General features: G+C 74.7%; 18 protein-coding genes. 14 read left to right on the top strand and 4 right to left on the bottom strand.

What is annotated here, in order from left to right:
* The first annotated feature begins 4 nt into the window (after positions 1 to 4).
* Genes ACFYWL_RS04585 through ACFYWL_RS04530 form a run of 12 tightly spaced genes read left to right on the top strand, consistent with a single transcriptional unit; the run spans position 5 to position 11,282 of the window.
* A complete protein-coding gene (locus ACFYWL_RS04585) occupies positions 5 to 271 on the top strand; it encodes an acyl carrier protein (RefSeq protein WP_386967302.1) in 267 nt (88 codons plus the stop codon).
* Positions 271 to 516 (top strand): acyl carrier protein, encoded by a 246-nt coding sequence (locus ACFYWL_RS04580; RefSeq protein ID WP_386967300.1) that lies wholly within the window; start codon positions 271 to 273, stop codon positions 514 to 516. Before ACFYWL_RS04585 ends, ACFYWL_RS04580 begins: the two co-directional genes overlap by 1 nt.
* Complete coding sequence (locus ACFYWL_RS04575; protein ID WP_386967298.1) at positions 509 to 1,603, top strand: beta-ketoacyl-[acyl-carrier-protein] synthase family protein; 1,095 nt, start codon at positions 509 to 511, stop codon at positions 1,601 to 1,603. Before ACFYWL_RS04580 ends, ACFYWL_RS04575 begins: the two co-directional genes overlap by 8 nt.
* On the top strand, positions 1,600 to 2,184 hold the full coding sequence (locus ACFYWL_RS04570) for a beta-ketoacyl synthase chain length factor (RefSeq protein WP_386967296.1): 585 nt from the start codon (positions 1,600 to 1,602) through the stop codon (positions 2,182 to 2,184). Before ACFYWL_RS04575 ends, ACFYWL_RS04570 begins: the two co-directional genes overlap by 4 nt.
* Positions 2,181 to 3,797, top strand: a complete 1,617-nt coding sequence (locus ACFYWL_RS04565) for an AMP-binding protein (RefSeq protein WP_386967293.1) — start codon at positions 2,181 to 2,183, stop codon at positions 3,795 to 3,797. Before ACFYWL_RS04570 ends, ACFYWL_RS04565 begins: the two co-directional genes overlap by 4 nt.
* Complete coding sequence (locus ACFYWL_RS04560; RefSeq protein ID WP_386967291.1) at positions 3,794 to 5,062, top strand: beta-ketoacyl-[acyl-carrier-protein] synthase family protein; 1,269 nt, start codon at positions 3,794 to 3,796, stop codon at positions 5,060 to 5,062. Before ACFYWL_RS04565 ends, ACFYWL_RS04560 begins: the two co-directional genes overlap by 4 nt.
* 59 nt (positions 5,063 to 5,121) lie before the next feature.
* The gene (gene hppD, locus ACFYWL_RS04555; protein WP_386967780.1) at positions 5,122 to 6,237 is read left to right on the top strand and encodes a 4-hydroxyphenylpyruvate dioxygenase; all 1,116 of its coding nucleotides are present in this window, start codon (positions 5,122 to 5,124) and stop codon (positions 6,235 to 6,237) included.
* On the top strand, positions 6,234 to 7,163 hold the full coding sequence (locus ACFYWL_RS04550) for a phytanoyl-CoA dioxygenase family protein (protein ID WP_386967289.1): 930 nt from the start codon (positions 6,234 to 6,236) through the stop codon (positions 7,161 to 7,163). Before hppD ends, ACFYWL_RS04550 begins: the two co-directional genes overlap by 4 nt.
* 3 nt (positions 7,164 to 7,166) lie before the next feature.
* Positions 7,167 to 7,985 (top strand): DUF3050 domain-containing protein, encoded by an 819-nt coding sequence (locus ACFYWL_RS04545; protein ID WP_386967286.1) that lies wholly within the window; start codon positions 7,167 to 7,169, stop codon positions 7,983 to 7,985.
* Entirely contained in the window at positions 7,982 to 8,953 is a 972-nt protein-coding gene (locus ACFYWL_RS04540) for a thiamine pyrophosphate-dependent dehydrogenase E1 component subunit alpha (RefSeq protein WP_386967283.1), read from the top strand. Before ACFYWL_RS04545 ends, ACFYWL_RS04540 begins: the two co-directional genes overlap by 4 nt.
* Positions 8,953 to 9,924 (top strand): alpha-ketoacid dehydrogenase subunit beta, encoded by a 972-nt coding sequence (locus tag ACFYWL_RS04535; protein WP_386967280.1) that lies wholly within the window; start codon positions 8,953 to 8,955, stop codon positions 9,922 to 9,924. The genes ACFYWL_RS04540 and ACFYWL_RS04535 overlap by 1 nt, the downstream gene beginning before the upstream one ends.
* Positions 9,924 to 11,282, top strand: coding sequence for a hypothetical protein (locus ACFYWL_RS04530; protein WP_386967278.1), 1,359 nt, complete (start codon positions 9,924 to 9,926; stop codon positions 11,280 to 11,282). Before ACFYWL_RS04535 ends, ACFYWL_RS04530 begins: the two co-directional genes overlap by 1 nt.
* A gap of 49 nt (positions 11,283 to 11,331) precedes the next feature.
* On the opposite strand, the gene ACFYWL_RS04525 is transcribed toward ACFYWL_RS04530, so the two are convergent.
* The 4 genes from ACFYWL_RS04525 to ACFYWL_RS04510 all read right to left on the bottom strand — a co-directional run bounded on the left by ACFYWL_RS04525 (position 11,332) and on the right by ACFYWL_RS04510 (position 16,099).
* Positions 11,332 to 12,015, bottom strand: a complete 684-nt coding sequence (locus tag ACFYWL_RS04525) for an SGNH/GDSL hydrolase family protein (protein ID WP_386967275.1) — start codon at positions 12,013 to 12,015, stop codon at positions 11,332 to 11,334.
* A gap of 40 nt (positions 12,016 to 12,055) precedes the next feature.
* Complete coding sequence (locus tag ACFYWL_RS04520) at positions 12,056 to 13,015, bottom strand: exo-alpha-sialidase (RefSeq protein ID WP_386967273.1); 960 nt, start codon at positions 13,013 to 13,015, stop codon at positions 12,056 to 12,058.
* A 205-nt stretch (positions 13,016 to 13,220) separates the two neighbouring features.
* Entirely contained in the window at positions 13,221 to 14,456 is a 1,236-nt protein-coding gene (locus tag ACFYWL_RS04515) for an MFS transporter (protein ID WP_386967270.1), read from the bottom strand.
* Between the two features lie 41 nt (positions 14,457 to 14,497).
* Positions 14,498 to 16,099: an AMP-binding protein gene (locus tag ACFYWL_RS04510; RefSeq protein ID WP_386967267.1), complete on the bottom strand. Its 1,602-nt coding sequence runs from the start codon at positions 16,097 to 16,099 to the stop codon at positions 14,498 to 14,500.
* Between the two features lie 377 nt (positions 16,100 to 16,476).
* On the opposite strand from ACFYWL_RS04510, the gene ACFYWL_RS04505 reads away from it, so the two are divergent.
* Entirely contained in the window at positions 16,477 to 17,748 is a 1,272-nt protein-coding gene (locus ACFYWL_RS04505; protein ID WP_386967778.1) for an SGNH/GDSL hydrolase family protein, read from the top strand.
* A 69-nt stretch (positions 17,749 to 17,817) separates the two neighbouring features.
* A complete protein-coding gene (locus tag ACFYWL_RS04500; protein ID WP_386967264.1) occupies positions 17,818 to 19,035 on the top strand; it encodes a cytochrome P450 in 1,218 nt (405 codons plus the stop codon).
* The last annotated feature ends 14 nt before the right edge of the window (positions 19,036 to 19,049 follow it).

The following is a 19,049-nucleotide window of genomic DNA, read 5'->3' as shown; positions in this document are numbered from 1 at the left end:
AACCATGCGCGACGAGGTCCGTGCCTTCGTCATCACGCAGCTCGACGACATGAACTACGACGTCGACGGCATCGACGACGACACCACCCTCGGCCCGGCCGGCGTCGACCTGGAGTCGCTGGCCCTGGCGGACCTGGCCGTCCGCGTCGAGGACCGTTACGGCCTGAAGTTCGCCGACGACGAGTCCGAGAAGCTGGCGCTGATGACGGTCGGCGAGTTCACCACGATGGTCGCCGACCGGGTCGCCGCGACGGCCGACGGCAACTCCTGATGGCCGGTCAGCCCGACCTGGGGCGAGCTGACCTGCTGACCATGCTCGCCGAGATGACCGCGAAGCCGGTCGACCAGGTGTCCGACCGGGTGGGCTCGATGGAGCTCGCCTGGCTGGTGCACCTCGTCGAACAGCGCTACGACCGCCGGCTCGACCTCACCGACGACCAGCTCGCCGGCATCCGGACGGTCGACGACGCCGTGGCGGTGTTCCACACCTGCCTGACCGCCCCCGCAGATGGCTGAGCGGGCCCCCGTACGGATCACCGGTGTCCACGCGCTCAGCGCCCTCGGCCGGGGCGCCGACGCCCAGCTCGCCGGGGTGCTCGCCGGAGCCCCCGCGTTCCGGCCGGTCGGCCGCTTCGACACCAGCGCCCGCCGCGTCGGCGTGGCGGCCACCCTGGCCGACGCCGGCCCGCTGGCCGACGAGCTGACCGAGGCGGTGCACACCGCGTGCGCCGCCGCCGGGCTGGACACCGCCGGCCGGGCCGCCGCGCCGCTGCTGCTCGCCGCCCACGGCGGCGCGGGCGTGCCGGCGCTGGCCGGGGAGCTGGCCCGCCGGTGCGGGCTGGCCGGGGCGTCCCGGGTCTACACCAGCGCCTGCGTCTCGGCGTCCACCGCGGTCGCCGACGCCGCCGCCCTGATCGGCCGCGGCGACGCCGACCGGATGGTGGTCGCCGCCGGTTACCTGGTCGAGCCCGACCAGTACGCGCTGTTCGACGCCGGCCGGGCCCTCGCCACCGACGGCGCGGTCCGCCCGTTCAGCGCCGGCCGGCGCGGGCTGCTGCTCGGCGACGGCGTCGCCGCCGTGGTGCTGGAGTCCGCCGACGCGGCGGCCCGGCGGGACGCGCCGACGCTGGCCTCGGTGCTCGGCTGGGGCCGGGCCGGCGACGCCTACCACCCCTGCCAGCCCGACCCGCAGGGGCGCGGCCTGGCCCGCGCGCTCGACGCGGCCCTGCGCCGCGCCGGTCTGCGCCCCGAGGACATCGGGTACGTCAACGCCAACGCCACCGGCACCGGCTACAGCGACGCCGCCGAGGCGGCGGCGCTGCGGCTGGCCTGGGGCGAGCACGCGCACCGGGTGCCGGTCAGCTCGACCAAGGCGCTGCACGGGCACGCGCTGGAGGCGTCCGGGCTGCTGGAGCTGGTGGTGACCGTGCTGGCCGTGCGGCACGGGAAGCTGCCGGTCAACGCCGGCTGGCTCGGCCCGGACGAGGCGTGCCCGCTCGACGTCATCCGCGACGCGCCCCGACCGGCCGCCACCGGGTACGCGGTGAGCCTCAACGCCGCGTTCGGCGGCGCCAACACCGCCCTGCTGGTCGGTGCGGCGTGACCGGCACCGGGGAACCGCCGACGGCGGCGGACGGCCGGCTGCGGGTGCTCGCGCGGGCGAGCTGGCCGGAGCCGGGCGACGCCGCCCCGCCGACCCTGCCCGGGTTCGTGCACTCGCAGTTCAGCCCGGCCGTCGCGGCCGTCGCCGACCGGTGCCTCACCCGACGCCACGGCGAGCGGCCGGCCCCGCAACCGGCCGGCGGGCGCACCGCCGTGGTGCTGGTCAGCGCCGCCGGGGACCGGGCCAGCGCCGACCACGTGCACGCCACCGTCGCCGCCGGGGGGCGACCCGGGCCGCTGTTCTTCTTCCAGTCGGTGCCCAACAGCGTGGCCGGGCACGTCGCCGCGCGCTGGGGGCTGGGCGGGCCGGTGGTCTGCCTCGCCCCGACCGGGGACCCGCTGGCCGAGGGCACGGCCGAGGCGGAACTGCTGCTGAGCGACGGCGACGCCGACGAGGCACTACTGATCCTGATCGAACAGGCACCCGACGACGCCGGTGCGGGCGTCGAGGCCGGGGCGTCGGGCGAGCCGCCCGGCACCGCAGCCGTCGCGGTGCTGCTGGGGGGAGGAGACGCATCATGAGGACCAAGGGACTGCGCGGCCTGCTGGCCGCCGACACCGAGCTGGGCGCGGGCAACGTGCTGGCCCGGGCGCTGGCGCACGGCGCCGACCCGGACGGGCCCGGCCTGACCTTCGACACGGAGGTCGACGGGCACCCCGCCGAGCGCCCGCTGACGCTCGGCCAGCTCGACGAGCGGGTCGCCGCCCGCGCCGCCTGGCTGCGGGCCCGGGGCGTCAAGCCCCGCGACCCCGTCGCCGTCTGGGCCACCGCCGCCGCCGACATGGTGCTCAGCTTCCTGGCGCTGACCCGCCTCGGCGCGATCCCCGCGCTGATGAACGGCAAGCTGCGCCCGGAGATCGCCGCCGAGTACATCCGCCGGCTGCGCGGCGCGGGCGTGCTCGCCGACGCCGCGCACACCGAGCTGCTGGCCGGGCACGACCTCGGCGCGCCGCTGCTCGGCACGCCCGCCGACGCCGGCACGGGCGACCCGGCCGCCGCCGGGGCCCACTACCGGCACCACCCCGACGACCCGATCGTCATCACCCACACCTCCGGCACCACCGGGGTGCCCAAGGCGGTGCTGCACTCGCACGCGAGCCTGTTCGCCGCCACCCGGCACCTGTTGTCCATGCCGCAGGCGCAGGGCACCCGCCGCATCCTCAACGCGCTGCCCGCCCCGCACACCGCGACCGTGCTCATGGTCAACCAGGCGCTGGGCAACCGGGCGGAGATGTTCCTGCTGTCCGACCAGGGCGGCGAGCGGGTCCTCGACGCGATCCAGCGGTGGCGGCCCGACGGCGTGTTCGGGTTCTCCGTCACCTGGGCGGAGCTGGCCCGGTTCGACCTGTCCGCGTACGACCTGGACTCGGTGCGGCTGTGGTTCAACACCGGCGACTGCTCGCACGAGCCGCACGTGCGCCGGCTCGTCGCGGTCGGCTCGCGGGACACCGTGACCCGGCAGGGCGTCGTGCGGGTGCCCGGCTCCGTGTTCATCGACGGGCTGGGCTCCAGCGAGATGGGCCACTCGATGTTCCACATCACCCACACCGCCGACACCGACCGGTACGGCCGCTGCGTGGGCCGCCCGTACCAGTTCACGAAGGTCGCGGTGCTCGACGCCGACGGCAACGAGCTGCCCCCGGGGCAGGTCGGCTTCCTCGGCATCGACTCGCCGTCGCTGTTCCGGGGCTACTGGAACGACTCCGTCACCACCTACCGGTTCCGGCTGCGCGGCTGGTACCTCACCGGCGACCTGGTCTACGCCGACGCCGACGGCCGCTACTACCACCTGGACCGGGCCGTCGACTCCGTCGAGGTGGGCGACGGCCGGCGGTTCTTCACCGCCCTGTCCGAGGAGCGGGTCCTCGCCGCCTGCCCCGACGTCACCGACTGCACCGTCGTGATCGTCAAGGAGGACGACCGCGTCGTCACCGACGTGCTGCTGGAGCTGGCGGCCGGGGCCGACCCGGGCGTCGACCGCACCGAGGCGGTGCGCGCCGCGCTCGGCGCGGACGTCGGGGCGACCCTGCGCAGGGTGGTGCCGGTGCGCTCCGAGGACATCCCGGTCACCGTCACCGGCAAGGTCCGCAAGGTGGCGCTGCGCGAGCGCTACCTGACCGAGTCGTCGTCGTGACGGCCCTCATCACCGGGATGGGCCTGCTCACCCCGGCCGGGCGGGGCGCGGGGGAGACCCTCGACGCCCTGCTCACCGGCCGGTCGGGGCTGGTCCGCCCGCCGCAGGACCATCCGGCCCACGGGTCGCTGGAGGCCGCCGGGCTGCTGCCGGAGATCGACCCGCGTACGGTCGCGTCCGGCCCGGAGACCCGGGTGCTGGACCGGATCGTCGTGCTCGCCCTGCTCGCCGCCGCCGACGCGCTCGCCGACGCCGGCATCGAGGTGGGCCGCGACGTCGACCCCGCCCGGATCGCAGTGATCGTCGGCGGCGTCGGCGGGATGGCCACCCTGGAGCGGCAGGTGCTGGCGCGGGCCGAGCGGGGCCGGGCGGCGGTCAGCCCGTACCTGCTCACCGGGATCCTGCCGAACATGCCGGCGGCGCGGATCGCCATCGCCCACGGCATCCGCGGCTACAGCTCGTCGGTCGGCACGGCGTGCGCCTCCGGCGCGCAGGCCGTCGCCGACGCGGTCCGGCTGATCCGCGCCGGGGAGGCCGACGTGGTGGTCTGCGGGGCCAGCGAGGCCCCGCTGTTCCCCACCTTCGCCGACACCTTCGGCAACGCCCGGGCGCTCGCCCGGGGTTGGGCCGACCCGGCCGAGGCGAGCCGGCCCTTCGACGCCCGCCGCAACGGCTTCGTCCTCGCCGAGGGCGCGGCGCTGCTGGTGCTGGAACGCGCCGAGCACGCCGCCGCCCGGGGCGTGGCCGGCTACGCCGAGGTCGCCGGCTACGGGGCGAACACCGACGCCCACCACCCCACCGCGCCCCGGCCCGACGGGGCGGGGGCGGCCGGGTGCATGCGGCAGGCCCTGGCCGGCGGCGGCGTGACGGCCGGCGACGTCGGCTACGTCAACGCCCACGGCACCGGCACCAAGCTCGGCGACATCGCCGAGATCACCGCCCTGACCGACGTGTTCGGCGAGGGCGCGGTGCCGGTCAGCTCCACCAAGGCGCTCACCGGGCACCTGCTCGGCGCGTCGGGGGTGCTGGAGGCCGCCGCCACCGCGCTGGCGCTGGGCCGGGGGCTGCTGCCGCCGACCTGGAACCTCGACGACCCGGACCCGGCCTGCCCGGCGGACCACATCCGCAAGGAACCGAGGCGGGCCGCGCCGGAACACGCGCTGACCAATTCGTTCGGCTTCGGGGGGCAGAACGTGAGCCTGCTGCTGCGGCGCACCGCCGGTGCGGGTGCGCGCGCCGCCGCGCCGGGAGGTGATCCCGCGTAACACCCCGGGCGGGGGAGCCCGGACGGCAGTCACGGGGGGACATGGGGAAGGGCTGGTACATGGACATCCGTTCTATAGATCACATCGAACTCTTCGTGGGCGACGCCCGGCAGGCAGCCTTCTACTTCGGCACCGCCGTCGGGTTCCGGCTCGTCGGTCAGGGCGGCCCCGAGACCGGGCTGGCGGGGCAGCGGTCGCTGCTGCTGCGCCAGGGCGACATCCGGATGGTGCTCACCTCCGGGCTGACCGCCGGGCACCGGGCGTCGGCGTACGTGCAGCGGCACGGCGACGGCATCGCCGTGGTGGCGCTGGAGGTCGACGACGCCGCCGGGGCGTACGCGGAGCTGGTGGGCCGGGGGGCGACCCCGGTGACGCCGCCGACCACCTTCACCGGCGCGGACGCCGAGGTCGTCACCGCCGAGGTGGCCGGCTTCGGCGACGTGCTGCACCGGCTGGTGGAGCGCCGGGGCCACCGGCGCGAGTTCCTGCCCGGCGCGTTCGAGCCCACCGAGCCGACCGGGCCGGCCGGCGACGACGGCCTGCTCGCCGAGATCGACCACCTGGCGATCTGCGTGCCGCCGGGGCAGCTCGACGCGACCGTCGCCCACTACGAGCGGGTCTTCGGCTTCGCGCAGATCTTCACCGAGCACGTCGAGGTCGCCGGGCAGGCGATGAACTCCACCGTGGTGCAGAGCCCGTCCGGGCGGGTCACCCTGGTGCTGCTGGAGCCGGACCGCAGCCACCGGCCGGGGCAGATCGACGCGTTCCTCACCGAGCACGCGGGCGCCGGGGTGCAGCACCTGGGGCTGCGCACCGACGACATCGTCACCGCCGTCGGCGCGCTGCGCTCCCGGGGCGTCCGGTTCGCCGGCACCCCCGGGGCCTACTACGACGACCTGGAGCGGCGGGTCGGCCCGGTCGACGCGCCGCTGGACCGGCTGCGCGAGCTGAGCATCCTGGTCGACCGCGACCACGGCGGCCAGCTCCTGCAGATCTTCACCGAGTCGATGCACGTGCGGCGCACCCTCTTCCTCGAGCTCATCGAGCGACGCGGGGCGCTGACCTTCGGCAGCGGCAACATCAAGGCCCTCTACGAGGCCAAGGAACGGGAGCTGGCCGCGGCGGGGGCGACCCCCGCCGTCGCGGCCGGCACGGCACAGGGGATTGGGGCATGACCACCACACAGATCCACCCGGCGCTGACCGCGCAGGAGGAGGCGCTGCTGCCGTCCGACGAGGACGTGCGGCACTACGCCGAGCACGGCTGGTACCTGTCAAAAAAGTTGTTCACCGACGAGGAGGTGGACGCCCTGGTGGCGGCCACCGACCGGTACTACGACGGCGAGCGGGACCGCACCCTGCCGGTGCGCCCGCCGAAGCTCGCCTACTGGGACCCGTCGAAGGGCCCGGTGCAGCGGCACAACGACTACGTCCACTACGAGCACGACGGGATCGCCGCGATCCTGCGCAAGCCGCTGCTCGGCGCGGTCGCCGCCCGGCTCGCGCGGGCCGCCGAGATCCGGGTGTTCCAGTCCACGCTGATCTACAAGCCGCCGATCGACGGCGAGCCGTCGAACATCGTGCCGTGGCACTTCGACAAGCACTACTGGTCGTCCTCGTCGTCGGAGGACATGCTCACCGCGTTCATCCCGTTCCACGACTGCGGCGAGGAGATGGGCACGATCACCATGGTCGACGGGTCGCACCGGTGGAAGGAGATCGGCGCGGACGACACCGTCGTGCGGCACTTCGCCGAGCGCGACCGCGACCAGCTCGAGGAGATGCTGGCGCGCAACGCCGCGCACAACGGCGCCCAGATCCGCAAGATCCCCATGGTGATCCCCAAGGGACACGTGAGTTTCCACCACTGCCGCACCTACCACGGCAGCGGCGCGAACGTCAGCGGTCGCCCGCGCCGGGCGGTCTCGCTGCACCTGCAGGACGGCGCGAACGCCTACCGGGAGTTTCCGCTCTCCGACGGCACCCTCGCCGCGTACAACCACGACGTGCTGGTCCGCCGCACCCACGACGGGCGGCCGGACTACGCGGACCCCGACTTCTGCCCGGTCATCTGGCGCGACCGCGCCCAGCAGGGAGGCTGACAAATGTCACGGTACGACTGGGGTAAGACGCACCCGGGCATCGAGCGGTTGGAGCAGGCGGTGACCGACCGCCGCGACGTGGTGGTCAAGCACCCCCTCTACGCCAACCTGGACACCCACGAGGCGCTGGTGACCTTCATGGAGCACCACGTCTTCGCGGTCTGGGACTTCATGTCCCTGCTGAAGTCGTTGCAGCGGCAGCTCACCTGCGTGGACGTGCCGTGGATCCCCACCGGCCCCACCGGCAGCCGGCGGCTGATCAACGACATCGTGATGGTCGAGGAGAGCGACGAGCTCGGCGAGGGCTACATCAGCCACTTCGAGCTGTACGTGCGCGGCATGGCCGAGGCCGGTGCCGACACCCGCGCCGTGGACGCGCTGATCGACCTGCTGCGCGCCGGCACGCCGGTGGCCGAGGCGCTGACGAAGGCGGGCGTGCCCGGCCCGTCGGCCGCGTTCGCCGCCACCACCTGGAAGATCATCGAGTCGACGCCGGTGCACTGCCAGGCGGCGGCGTTCGCGTTCGGCCGCGAGGACCTGATCCCCGACATGTTCACCCAGGTCGTCGCCGTCAACGAGCGCAGCCAGAAGCTGCACACGTTCGTCGACTACCTGGAGCGGCACATCGAGGTCGACGGGGAGCAGCACACCCCGATGGCCATGCAGATGCTCGCCGACCTGTGCGGCGACGACGACACCAAGTGGCAGGAGTGCGCCGACACGGTCAACCTGGCGCTCACCGCCCGCGCCCAGCTCTGGGACGACATCCTCACCGCGATCAAGGAGGGTCGTCCGGCGATCGAGGGGGGTCGCCCGGCGTGACCCGCGACGATCCCGTCCGGCTGTACCGCACGGTGCGGCTGATCCGCCGGTTCGAGGAGCGGGCCGTCGACCTGGTCCGCGCCGGGGCGATCGTCGGCGGCATCCACCCGTACCTCGGTCAGGAGGGGATCGCCGCCGGCGTCTGCGCGGCGCTGCGCGACGACGACCTGGTCACCGGCACCCACCGCGGGCACGGGCACGTGCTCGCCAAGGGCGCCGACCCGGCCCGCATGCTCGCCGAGCTGCTGGGCCGGGTCACCGGGCTCAACCGGGGCCGCGGCGGCTCCATGCACGCCGCCGACCTGGGCGTCGGGGTGCTCGGCGCGAACGCCATCGTCGGCGCCGCCGGCGCGATCCTCACCGGGGCGGTGTGGGCGCGCCGGCGGCGCGGCGACGACCTCGTCGGGGCCACCTTCTTCGGCGACGGCGCGGTCAACGAGGGAATGCTGCTGGAGGCGTTCAACCTGGCCGCGCTGTGGCGGGTGCCGGTGCTGTTCGTCTGCGAGAACAACGGCTACGCCACCACCATGCCCGTCGAAGGCGCGGTGGCCGGCACGATCCCCGGCCGCGCCGAGGCATTCGGCATGCCGGCGGCCGTCGTCGACGGCCAGGACCCGGAGGCGGTACGCGACGCCACCGCCGCCGCCGTCGCCCGGATGCGCGCCGGCGGCGGGCCGGAGCTGATCGAGGCGCGCACCTACCGGTTCGACGCCCACCACACCTTCGAGCACGCGGTACGCCTCGACTACCGCGCGCCGCAGGAGGTGGCCGCCGGCCGGTCCCGCGACCCGGTCGACATCCAGGGCGCCCGGCTGCCCGAGGCGGACCGGGCCGCCGTCGACGCCGAGGTCGAGGCGACCCTCGACGCGGCCCTGGAGTTCGCCCTGGCCAGCCCCGAGCCCGACCCGGCCGGCGCGCTGGAGCACCTGTACGCCAGCGGGCTGGTCGCCCGGACGGGAGGTGGCTGATGCCACGGCTGTCGTACCGCAAGGCGCTCACCCGGGCGCTGGCCGACGAGATGGCCCGCGACGAGTCGGTGTTCCTGCTCGGCGAGGACATCCGGGTGGCCGCCTCGAACGTCACCGCCGGGCTGCTGAAGCGGTTCGGGCCGGACCGGGTGGTGGACACCCCGCTGTCGGAGCAGGCGTTCACCAGCTTCGCCACCGGCGCGGCCCTGGCCGGGCTGCGCCCGGTGGTGGAGTTCCAGATCCCGTCCCTGCTGTTCCTGGTCTTCGAGCAGATCGTCAACCACGCGCACAAGTTCCCGCTGATGACGGGCGGGCAGGCCGAGGTGCCGGTCACCTACCTGGTGCCGGGCTCCGGCTCGCGCACGGGGTGGGCCGGGCAGCACTCCGACCACCCGTACAGCCTCTTCGCCCACGTCGGGGTGACCACGGTGGTCCCGGCCACCCCGGCCGACGCGTACGGGCTGCTGGTCTCGGCGATCCGGCACGTCGACCCGGTGGTGGTGTTCGCGCCGGCCGGGGCGATGGACGTGCGCGCCGACGTGGACTTCGCCGCCCTGGCCCCGGTGCCGATCGGGCGGGGCCGGGTGCACCGGGCCGGCGACGACGTGACGGTGGTCGCCGTCGGGCACCTGGTGCACGACGCGCTCGCCGTGGCCGAGGAGCTGGCCGACCAGGTGTCGGTGGAGGTCTTCGACCCGCGCACGCTCCACCCGTTCGACTGGGACGGGCTGACCGCGTCCGTGGCCCGCACCGGGCGGCTGGTCGTGGTCGACGACTCCAACCGGTCCTGCGGGATCGCCGGGGAGATCATCGCGACCGTGGTGGAACGGGTGCGGCTGCTCGCGCCGCCCCGGCGGGTCACCCGCCCCGACGGCGCGGTGCTGCCGTTCGCCCCGGCGCTGGACCGGGCCGTGCAGCCCGGCCGCGAGCAGCTCACCGCCGCCATCCAACTCACCATGAAGGACGAGTGATGATCGACCCGAACTACCCCTGGCCGCCGCTGGACCAGGCGTGGAACGACCTGCCGGAGTCGACCCGGGCGGAGATGGTGGCCGCCGGGGCGGGCGCGTGGAAGGAGGTCTTCTACGGCTGCGCGACGTACAACCAGACGTGGCGGCTGGCCCGGCCCCCGGTGATGCCGGCGGACGCGTTCCGCGAGCTGAACGAGGTCTGCGACCGGCTCGCCCAGCTCATCCTGGAGGCGTGCCAGCGGCGGGCCCGCACCGCCGGGGAGCTGACCCGGCTGCTCGGGGTGCCGGCGGAGGAGACGAAGCTGCTCGACACCGACGAGGTGCTGTCGGAGGCGCTGCTGGCCGCGTACCGGCCGGACGTGCTGATCTCCGGCGGGGTGCCGAAGTTCGTCGAGTACAACATCGACAGCAGCCTCGGCGGCGGCTTCGACGCCGACACGGTCGTCTACCGGTACGCGAAGCTCTACGCCGAGCGGGGCATCCTCGACGGCCTGCCGGTGCGGCCCGCCCCGTCCCTGCTGGACCAGCGGTTCGTGGCGATCCGCGACGAGCTGGGCTTGGCCGACGGCGCCCGGGTGGCGCTGCTGCTGGACTTCGACGCCGACTACCCGGGCCTGGAGACGCCGGAGTTCTTCCTCAAGATCCTGTCCCCGCTGGCCGACCGGGCCCGTGACTTCGGCATCGACCTGGTCATCGCCCAGCTCAAGCTGGCGACCCTGGACGAGCACAACCGGCTCGTCGTCGACGGCGCCCCGGTCGACGCGCTGTTCCGGCTCTTCGTGCCCAACCGGGTGCACGCCAGCGCGGGGCTGGACGCGGTCGCCGGGGCCCTCGCCGCCGGGACCCTGCCGATGTTCGTCAGCACGGCGGCCTGGCTGCTCGGCAACAAGATCAACTTTGCCTGGCTGTGGGAGGACCTCGACCTCCTGCCCGAGGCCGACCAGGCGCTCGTGCGCCGGTACGTCCCGCGCACCACCGCCCTCACCGCCGCCGAGCTGCCCCGGGCGCTGGCCGACCAGCACGACCTGGTCGCCAAGCCCGCCGACGGCTCCGCCGGCATCGGCGTGCTGCTGGGCCGCGAGACCGACCCGCAGAAATGGGAGGAGGGGCTGCGCGCCGCCATCGACGAGGGCGGCTACATCCTCCAGGAGTACATGCCGGCCGACCGGGTGGCGATGGACTTCGTGCGGATGGAGACGGGGGAGACCGTCACCGCCGACGTCCCGTACAGCCTCGCGCCCTACCTGTTCGGCCGCACCGGCTCCGGCGGCCTGGCCCGGGTGGGCTTCCCCGGCTGCGACAGCGTGCTCAACCTCGCGCGTGGAGTCCTGCTCACCGGCATCCTGCTCACCGACTGACCGCCTCCCCGGCGGCGCTCGCCCCGACGGGCGGTCGCCGCCGGGCCGGTCACCGGGACGCGGCGAGGTGCGCGCCGAGGCGGCGGACCGTCTCGGCGGCGGCGATGGCGTCGCTGCGGGCGCTGCCGTGCCGGCCGTCGCCGCTGTAGAGCGTCGGGTCGGCCACCGCCGGGTGGTCGGTCAGGTGCACGTGCAGGGTGCCGAGCCGCTCGCCCAGGGCCCGGGTGTGCGCCGCGAGCCGGCGCATCCGCCCGCCCAGGCCCTCCCGCAGCCGCGCCGGCACCGCCGGGCTGTGCGACACGTCGAACATGCCCACCGTCACCACGTCCGCCCCCGCCGCCTGGAGGCCGGTGACCAGCGCGGCCAGCTCCGCGTCGACGGCGTCCGCGTCGTAGGCGGGGCGGAACGCGTCGTTGCCGCCGCACACCACCAGCGCCAGGTCCGGGCCGAACTCGACCGCCGGGGCGAGCTGGGCGGCGCGGACCTCGTGCGCCCGCAGCCCCCGCAACCCCAGGTTGAGGTACGCCAGCCCGGGGCGGGCCGCGTCCAGCTCGGCGGCGATCCGGTCGGCCCACTGCACGTCCGGGTACCCGTCGACGGGCTCGCACAGCCCCTCGGCGACGCTGTCGCCGAGCACCACGAACCGCCGCCACGGGTGCCCGGCGAGCAGCCGCGCGCTCTCGCCCGCGCGCAGGCAGTACGGGTCGGTCGCTTCGGTGCGGCTCGCCGGCATGACCGGCACGCTAGCCGACCGGCCCGCCGCGTCGACACCCCTACCCGTCGAGGGTCACCTCGGCCAGGTACACGCAGGTCCGCTCCTCGTGGGAGGAGTAGTAGCTGACCCGCAGCACGCCCTCGTGCCAGTCCAGCCCCGGGTAGCCGCAGTCGCCGCCGGAGGGCAGCGCCACCAGCTCGGTCAGGACGCCCCGGTGCGGGTCGACGGCGCAGACGGCGGTGCGCGGGCCGCCGTCGAGCAGGCGTACCCCGGCGACGAGGCGGCCGTCGGGCAGCCCGAGCAGGGCCGGCCCGCCCACCCGCACCCCGAGGTCGGTCCAGGTCCAGTCCCGGTACGGCGGGCGGGCCCGCCCGAGCTGGGCGGTGGCCGCCTCCCGGTCGCGGCGCAGCAGGCAGGTGGCGGTGCCGTCGGGGCCGAAGACCAGCCCGGACTCGTTGGGGTAGCCGCCGAGGAAGAGGGTGTCGACGACCGGTTGCAGGTCGATCCCGTCGCCGCTGCGGTAGAGCCGGACGAAGCGGGGCTCCCGGGTGGCGTACCCGACGCCGTACATCGCGCCGGCCTGCCAGGCCGCCTGCCACACCCAGATGTCGCGCTCGCCGACCGGCATCGGCTCGCCCCAGCGCTGCCCGTCGTCCGACAGCCAGGTCAGCGTGCGGAACTCCCTCGGGTCCGCCCGGGGCCCGTCGGCGTGGCCGGTGACCGCCGCGGCGAGCAGTTGCAGCCGGCCGTCGGGCCGGGCCACGAACCGGGGGTCGCGCAGGTCGGTGGCCGCCCGGTCCAGCCGGGCGACGGGGGCCCAGTCCCGGCCGTCGGCCGAGGCGAGCACCCGGATCGCGCCGTCGGCGGAGAGGTGTCCGGTGCCCTCCCGGTACGCGCACAGCCACCGGCCCCGGTGCCGGACCAGGTCGGTGAAGGCGCTGTGCCCGGCGGCGTCGCCGATGCGGCGCACGGTGCCGAGCCGGGCGGTGGTCACCGGGCTGTCGGTGGATGACGGCATGGTTCTCCTCGCGGGTCGCCGGTCCGGTCGCGCCCGAAGGAGGCAGTCGGCGCGATCCGACCGGCCACGGTAGGCGTGCCGCCCGACGCGACGCGGGCCCGCCGGCGAACGCGGGGCGAACATGCGAGGAAGCCATGTCGGGCAGGTGGCGGCATCCCGGCCGCCGGATACCGCCACCTGCCCGACATGCCCGGGCCGCCGGCGCCTACCCGGCCGGCGGGGCGGCCGGGCGCGCCCGGCCCGCGCGCAGCGGCCCGGCGAGCAGCGGCCCCACGGTCAGCGCCGCGCACAGCACCGCCATCACCAGCAGCGCCGGCTTGAGGCCCAGCACGGCGACCGACCAGCCGCCCAGCAGCGCGCCGACGGGCAGGCCGACGAACGCCAGCGAGCCGGCGATGCCGAGCACCCGGGTCTGCAACGCGTCGGGCACCCGCTCGTAGAGCGTCGCGCCCAGCAGCGGGTTGACCGCGGCGATGCCGATGCCGGACAGGAACGTCACCACCAGCACGACCACGAGGTGGTCGGTGACCGCCATGGTCAGCAGCCGGGGCGCGCCGCTCATCGCCGCGCCGACGGCGAAGACGAGCGTGCGGGGCAGCCTCGGGCCGACCATCGTGAACACCACGTTGCCCAGCAGCGCCCCCGCCCCGAACACCCCCAGCACCAGGCCGAAGCCGGCCGGGTCGCCGAGCACGTCGCGCACCCAGACGGGGATCCACACGGCCGTGTTGGCGGCGGCCATCATGTTCAGCGCGGAGACCACCAGCAGCATGGCCAGCAGCACTCGGTCGGTGCGCAGGTAGGCGAAGCCGGTGCGCAGGGCCCGGAAGTAGCTCTCCCGGGGGACGGCCGGCGCGTCGGCTGCCGGCGGGCGCACCAGCAGCCCGACCAGCAGCGCGCAGAGCGCGAAGGTGCCCGCGTCGATCCAGATGGCCCGGGTCACCCCGACCCAGTCGATGAGCAGGCCCCCGATCACCGCGCCGAAGAGGGTGACGCCGCGGGCCAGCCCGTCGTAGGCGGACGTGAGCCGGATCAGCTCCACCCCGGCGCGCTGCGCCGCCGGCCGGAACATGACGTGCTTGACGCGGTCGCCGATGCCGCGCAGCCCGCCGGCCACCGCGACGAGGGCGACCAGCGCCCCGAAGCCGAGCCACGGGGTCATCGCCACCACCGCCACGGCCGCCGCGCTCGCCGCGTCCACCACGATGGACGTACGGCGCACCCCGAACCGGTCCGCCCACGGCGTGGCCAGGGAACTCGACAGCATGTACGGCAGGAACTCCGCCGCCGCGACGATGCCCATCTTCGCCGGGCTGCCCGTGGTGGTCAGCACCAGCCACGGGATCGCGATGACGGAGATGCGGCTGCCCAGGTTGGAGATCAGGTCGGCGGCGACGAGGGTGACCAGTTCCCGCCGCGCGGCGGCCCGTTCCCGGTCCACGACGCCTCCCTTCGCCACGGCTGCGGGGCCGGCCTCGGTCGTCACGCGGGGCTGCCGACCTGGTCGGCGGGGCGGCCGGCGGCGTACCGGGCCCGCAGCGCCAGCTTGTCGACCTTGGCCGACCGGTTCAGCGGCAGCGCGTCGACGAACTCCACCGCGCCCGGCGCCCACGTCTCGCTCAGCTCGGCGGTGACCAGGTCGATCAGCTCCGCCGCCGTGACCGTCGCCCCCGGCGTCGCCACCACGTACGCGTACGGCAGCTCGCCGGCCACCTCGTCGGGGACCCCGATCACGGCGGCGGCCCGCACCTGCGGGTGCCCGGCGAGCACGTCCTCGATGGGCCGGGAGTAGATCGGCCAGCTCCGCTGCCGGGTGAGGATCCGGTCGGCGAGCCGGTCGACGAGGTAGAGGTAGCCGTCGTCGTCGAGGTGGCCGACGTCGCGGGTGCGTACCCAGCCGTCGACGAGGGTCTCGGCGGTCAGCTCGGGCTGGCCGTGGTAGCCGGCGAAGCTGAGTTTCGTGCGCACCCACACCTCCCCGTCGACGCCCGCCGGCAGCACCGCCCCGTCGGCGTCCCGGATCTCCACCGCCACGTCCCCGTAGGGCTTTCCGCAGGAGCGCAGCCGTTCCGGGTGCTCCGGGTCCTCGGTCAGCCCCGGCTGGGCGGTGATGACGACGGCCTCGCTGAGCCCGTACACGATGCGCAGGACCGGGCCGAAGCGGGCGATGGCCTGACGCAGCCGGGCGGGCGCGGCGGGCCCGGCGCCCACGTTGAACATGAACATGGCGGAGAAGTCCGCGCCGGGCAGGTCGGGATGGTCGAGCACCTCGTAGAGCATCGGCGGGGTGACGAACGTCGAGTTGATCTGCTCCCGCCCGACGGTGGCGATGAACGCCGCCGGGTCCCACCGCTCGCGCAGGAACAGCACGCCGCCGCTGAACAGGTTGACCAGGGTGGTGATCTGGCCGCTGGCCAGCCACATCGGGGAGTGGGACAGGTGCCGCAGCAGCGGGACCCCGCCGGAGCGGAAGCCCTCGGCGAGGGCGAGGACCTGGCGGTAGAAGCTCTCCCGGTGGTGCACCAGCTTCGGGGTGCCGGTGGTGCCGCTGGTCTGCAGGAACGACTCCGGCTCCGGCACGTCGACGGGCAGCCCGGCCGCCGCGTCGGAGCCGGCGGCGGTGACGTCCGGGCCCGGCGAGGCGGCGGTGAGGTCCGGGCCCGCGCCGCCGGGGCCGAGGCAGAACACGGGCACGCCGGCCAGGTCGGCGGCGATCCGCGGGCCGAGCCCGTCGCCGTCGCGGGCGTCGTAGACGAACGCCTCCGGCCGGGACAGCCGGACGAAGTCGTCGACCTCGCGGCGGGAGGTGACCGGAGCGATCCACATCGTCCGGCAGCCCAGCAGGTGCAGGGCGAGCTGGAGCAGCGGCCCCTCGACCGCGTTGCCGAGCATCACCAGCACGGCGGCGCCCGGGCGGATCCCGCCCCGGGTCAGCGCGCCGGCCATGCCGCGCACCTGCGCGGCCACGTCCAGATAGGTCAGTCGGCGTCCGCCGCCCACCAGGGCCTCCCGGTCGCCGAAGCCGGCGAACAGCTCCAGCGCCTCGTGCACGTAGGTGGTCGGTCGGTCGGCACCGTCGGTCATCGCCAGCCCCCATCAGCTTCCGGCGGCGGTCGGGGTGGCCCGGTGGGACCCGTGTCGACCAGCCGCGAGCGGCGTCCCGGCAGCTCAGGGCCGGGACGCGGCGACGGCGGCGCGCTTCGGCGACCGCACCGCCGCCAGCTTCGAGCGTAGGCCGCGCAACCGCGCCGGGCACCGGGCCGATCGGCGCACGGCCGCGCCCCGACGTCATTTGATCTTGTCGATCAGGTTGATTGACGCCTGTCAGGGGCGCGGCTAGGTTTCTGGACCATCGTCCAGGAGGCTGTCGTCAGTGGACGACCCTGGGCTGCCAACATGGAGGTTCAATGTCGACTCCGAACAAGTGGCGCTTGATAACGGCCCCGAAGAGATGGCAGGTGATCGCCGCCGCGGCCACGGCGCTGGTCGTGGGAGCGCCGGCCGTGGTGGCCACCGCCGGCCCGGACACCGGGAAGCGCCCCGGCGCACCCGTGTGGGCGGGCAGCTGGGCCGCCGCGGTGACCCGGGGCAACACGGTCGGGCTGACCAACACCGGCCTCAACAACCAGAGCATCCGGATGATCGTGCACACCACCGTGGGCGGTCCCCGGCTGCGCGTGCGGCTGAGCAACCTCTACGGCGAGCAGGCCGTGAAGGTCGGCCGGGCCACCATCGCCCGGCCGGACACGTCCACCCCGACGGACCTGTCGGACGTGGCCGCCCCGACCGTGAAGGAGCTGACCTTCAACGGCTCCGCCTCGGTCACCATGAACAAGGGCGGCGAGCTGCTCAGCGACCCGGTCGACCTCCCGGTCGGTGACCAGGAGGACCTGGTCGTCACGCTGTACTTCCCCGAGCTGACCGGGCCGGTGACCTTCCACGGCCAGTCGCGGCAGACCACGTTCATCGGCGCCACCGACCTCACCGGCGCCGCCGGCGGAACGGGCTTCACCATCCGCCCCGACTGCTGCTGGATGTTCCTGTCCGGCGTGGACGTGCAGCGCAAGCTCAGCCCCGGCTCGGTCGTCGTCCTCGGCGACTCCATCGCCGACGGCAACGGCAGCACGGTCAACACCAACCGGCGCTGGCCGGACCTGCTCGCCGACCGGCTGATCGACGCCCGCCCCGACGTGCGTACCCCGGGCGTGCTCAACCTCAGCCTGGCCGGCAACCGGCTCAACCACGAGGGCACCGAGCCCGGCGCGGGCGGCTTCCCCGGCTACTACGAGCTGGGCCCGAACGCCCTGGCCCGGCTGGGCGAGGACGTCTTCCCGCAGACCGGCGTGCGGACCGTCGTGACCCACCTGGGCATCAACGACATCTGGATGTCGGACGACTCCGCCGAGAAGATCATCGCCTCGCTGCGGCAGGTCAACCAGCAGGTCAAGGCCCGCGGCCTGACCAGCCTGGTGGCCACGCTGACCCCGTACGAGGGGCACGGCAACCCGGGGGTGTGGACGCCGGAGAAGGAGGCCACCCGCCAGGCGGTCAACGCGTACCTGCGGAGCAGCCACGAGTTCGACGGGCTGCTCGACTTCGACAAGGTGCTGCGCGACCCGGCCCAGCCGAGCCGGCTGCTGCCGGCGTACGACTCGGGTGACCACATCCACCCGAACGACCTGGGCAACCAGGCGATGGCCGACGCGGTGCCGCTGCGCCTGCTCGGTCTGTGACACCGGCGGGGCGGCGGGGGTGATTCCCCCGCCGCCCCGTCGCCAACTTCCTGGGGAGGAAGCACCACTGTGGACGTCAAAGAGCTGCTCTCCGGCCTGTACAGCGATCAGGGCCGGCAGAACCCCTACCCCTTCTACGCGGCCCTGCACGAGCTGGGCCCGATCCGCGAGATCCCGGACCGCCCCGAGCACAGCACCGTCAGCGCCGTCGCCGGCGGGTACGACGTCGTCGACCAGGTGCTGCGTGACCCGGAGTGGCTCAAGCAGTCCCCGCCCGGCTGGGAACAGCACGAGATCCTGCGCACCTTCGAGTCGTCGATGATGTTCATCAACCCGCCGGACCACACCCGGATGCGGGCGGTGTTCGCCAAGACCTTCACCCCGCGCCGGCTGGGCGCCCTGGAACCGGTGATCACCCGGGTCACCGACACGCTGCTGGACCGGATGGCCGAGGCGGGCGCCGGCGGGGCCGAGGTCGACTTCGTGGCCGACTTCGCGTACCCGATCCCGGCGCTGGTGATGGCCGAGTTCATCGGCCTGCCCGAGGCCGACCTGCCCTGGTACCGCGAGCGGGTCGACTGGATCGACGACTTCCTCGACGTGGCCGGGGCGACCCCCGAGCGGCTGGCGAAGGCCAACACCGCCGCCGCCGAGCTGCGCGGCTACTACCGGGAGCGGATCGCCGAGCGCCGCCGCGCCCCCGGCGAGGACCTGATCAGCGGCCTCGTGGAGGCGCTCGACGCCGGCGGCGTGGACCTCACCGAGGACGAGCTGATCAGCAACCTCATCGTCCTGTTCAACGCCAGCTTCGTCACCACCGTCTACATGTTCAGCAACGGCCTGCCGCTGCTGCTGGAGCACCCCGACGTGACCGCCGCCCTGCCCGGCGACGCCGAGCTGACCCGGGGCTGCGTCGACGAGGTGCTGCGCATGCAGAGCCCGGTGCACTTCCTGGCCCGGGCCGCGCCCCGCGACACCGTCCTGCACGGGGTGAAGGTCGCCGAGGGCGAGAACGTGATGCTGCTGATCGCCGCCGCCAACCGCGACCCGGCCCGCTTCGCCGACCCCGACCGGTTCGACCCGCGCCGCGCCGGCCCGCCGTCGCTGGCCTTCGGGGTCGGCCTGCACTTCTGCCTCGGCTCGGCGGTGTCCCGGCTGGAGGGCCAGCTCGCCCTGCCGCGGCTGTTCGCCCGCTTCCCCGGGCTGCGCATCACCCAGCAGCCCGTCTACAGCGGCAGCCTGTTCCTGCGCGGCATCGACAAGCTGTTCGTCACCACCGGCGAGTAGAGGAGAGACCCACC

The organism is Micromonospora sp. NPDC002575, assembly GCF_042889525.1.
In the GTDB taxonomy this organism is placed as follows: Bacteria; Actinomycetota; Actinomycetes; order Mycobacteriales; family Micromonosporaceae; genus Micromonospora; species Micromonospora carbonacea.
Note: the sequence above shows the minus strand (reverse complement) of the source record. Positions and strands in the feature narration are given on the sequence as shown.

Excerpts from the sequence above, each read along its gene's own strand:
- ACFYWL_RS04510 (WP_386967267.1), bottom strand. The coding sequence starts at position 16,099 with ATGACCGACGGTGCCGACCGACCGACCACCTACGTGCACGAGGCGCTG.
- ACFYWL_RS04550 (WP_386967289.1), top strand. The coding sequence starts at position 6,234 with ATGACCACCACACAGATCCACCCGGCGCTGACCGCGCAGGAGGAGGCG.
- ACFYWL_RS04580 (WP_386967300.1), top strand. The coding sequence starts at position 271 with ATGGCCGGTCAGCCCGACCTGGGGCGAGCTGACCTGCTGACCATGCTC.
- ACFYWL_RS04565 (WP_386967293.1), top strand. The coding sequence starts at position 2,181 with ATGAGGACCAAGGGACTGCGCGGCCTGCTGGCCGCCGACACCGAGCTG.
- ACFYWL_RS04520 (WP_386967273.1), bottom strand. The coding sequence starts at position 13,015 with ATGCCGTCATCCACCGACAGCCCGGTGACCACCGCCCGGCTCGGCACC.
- ACFYWL_RS04530 (WP_386967278.1), top strand. The coding sequence starts at position 9,924 with ATGATCGACCCGAACTACCCCTGGCCGCCGCTGGACCAGGCGTGGAAC.
- ACFYWL_RS04575 (WP_386967298.1), top strand. The coding sequence starts at position 509 with ATGGCTGAGCGGGCCCCCGTACGGATCACCGGTGTCCACGCGCTCAGC.
- ACFYWL_RS04525 (WP_386967275.1), bottom strand. The coding sequence starts at position 12,015 with ATGCCGGCGAGCCGCACCGAAGCGACCGACCCGTACTGCCTGCGCGCG.
- ACFYWL_RS04535 (WP_386967280.1), top strand. The coding sequence starts at position 8,953 with ATGCCACGGCTGTCGTACCGCAAGGCGCTCACCCGGGCGCTGGCCGAC.
- ACFYWL_RS04545 (WP_386967286.1), top strand. The coding sequence starts at position 7,167 with ATGTCACGGTACGACTGGGGTAAGACGCACCCGGGCATCGAGCGGTTG.
- hppD (WP_386967780.1), top strand. The coding sequence starts at position 5,122 with ATGGACATCCGTTCTATAGATCACATCGAACTCTTCGTGGGCGACGCC.
- ACFYWL_RS04585 (WP_386967302.1), top strand. The coding sequence starts at position 5 with ATGCGCGACGAGGTCCGTGCCTTCGTCATCACGCAGCTCGACGACATG.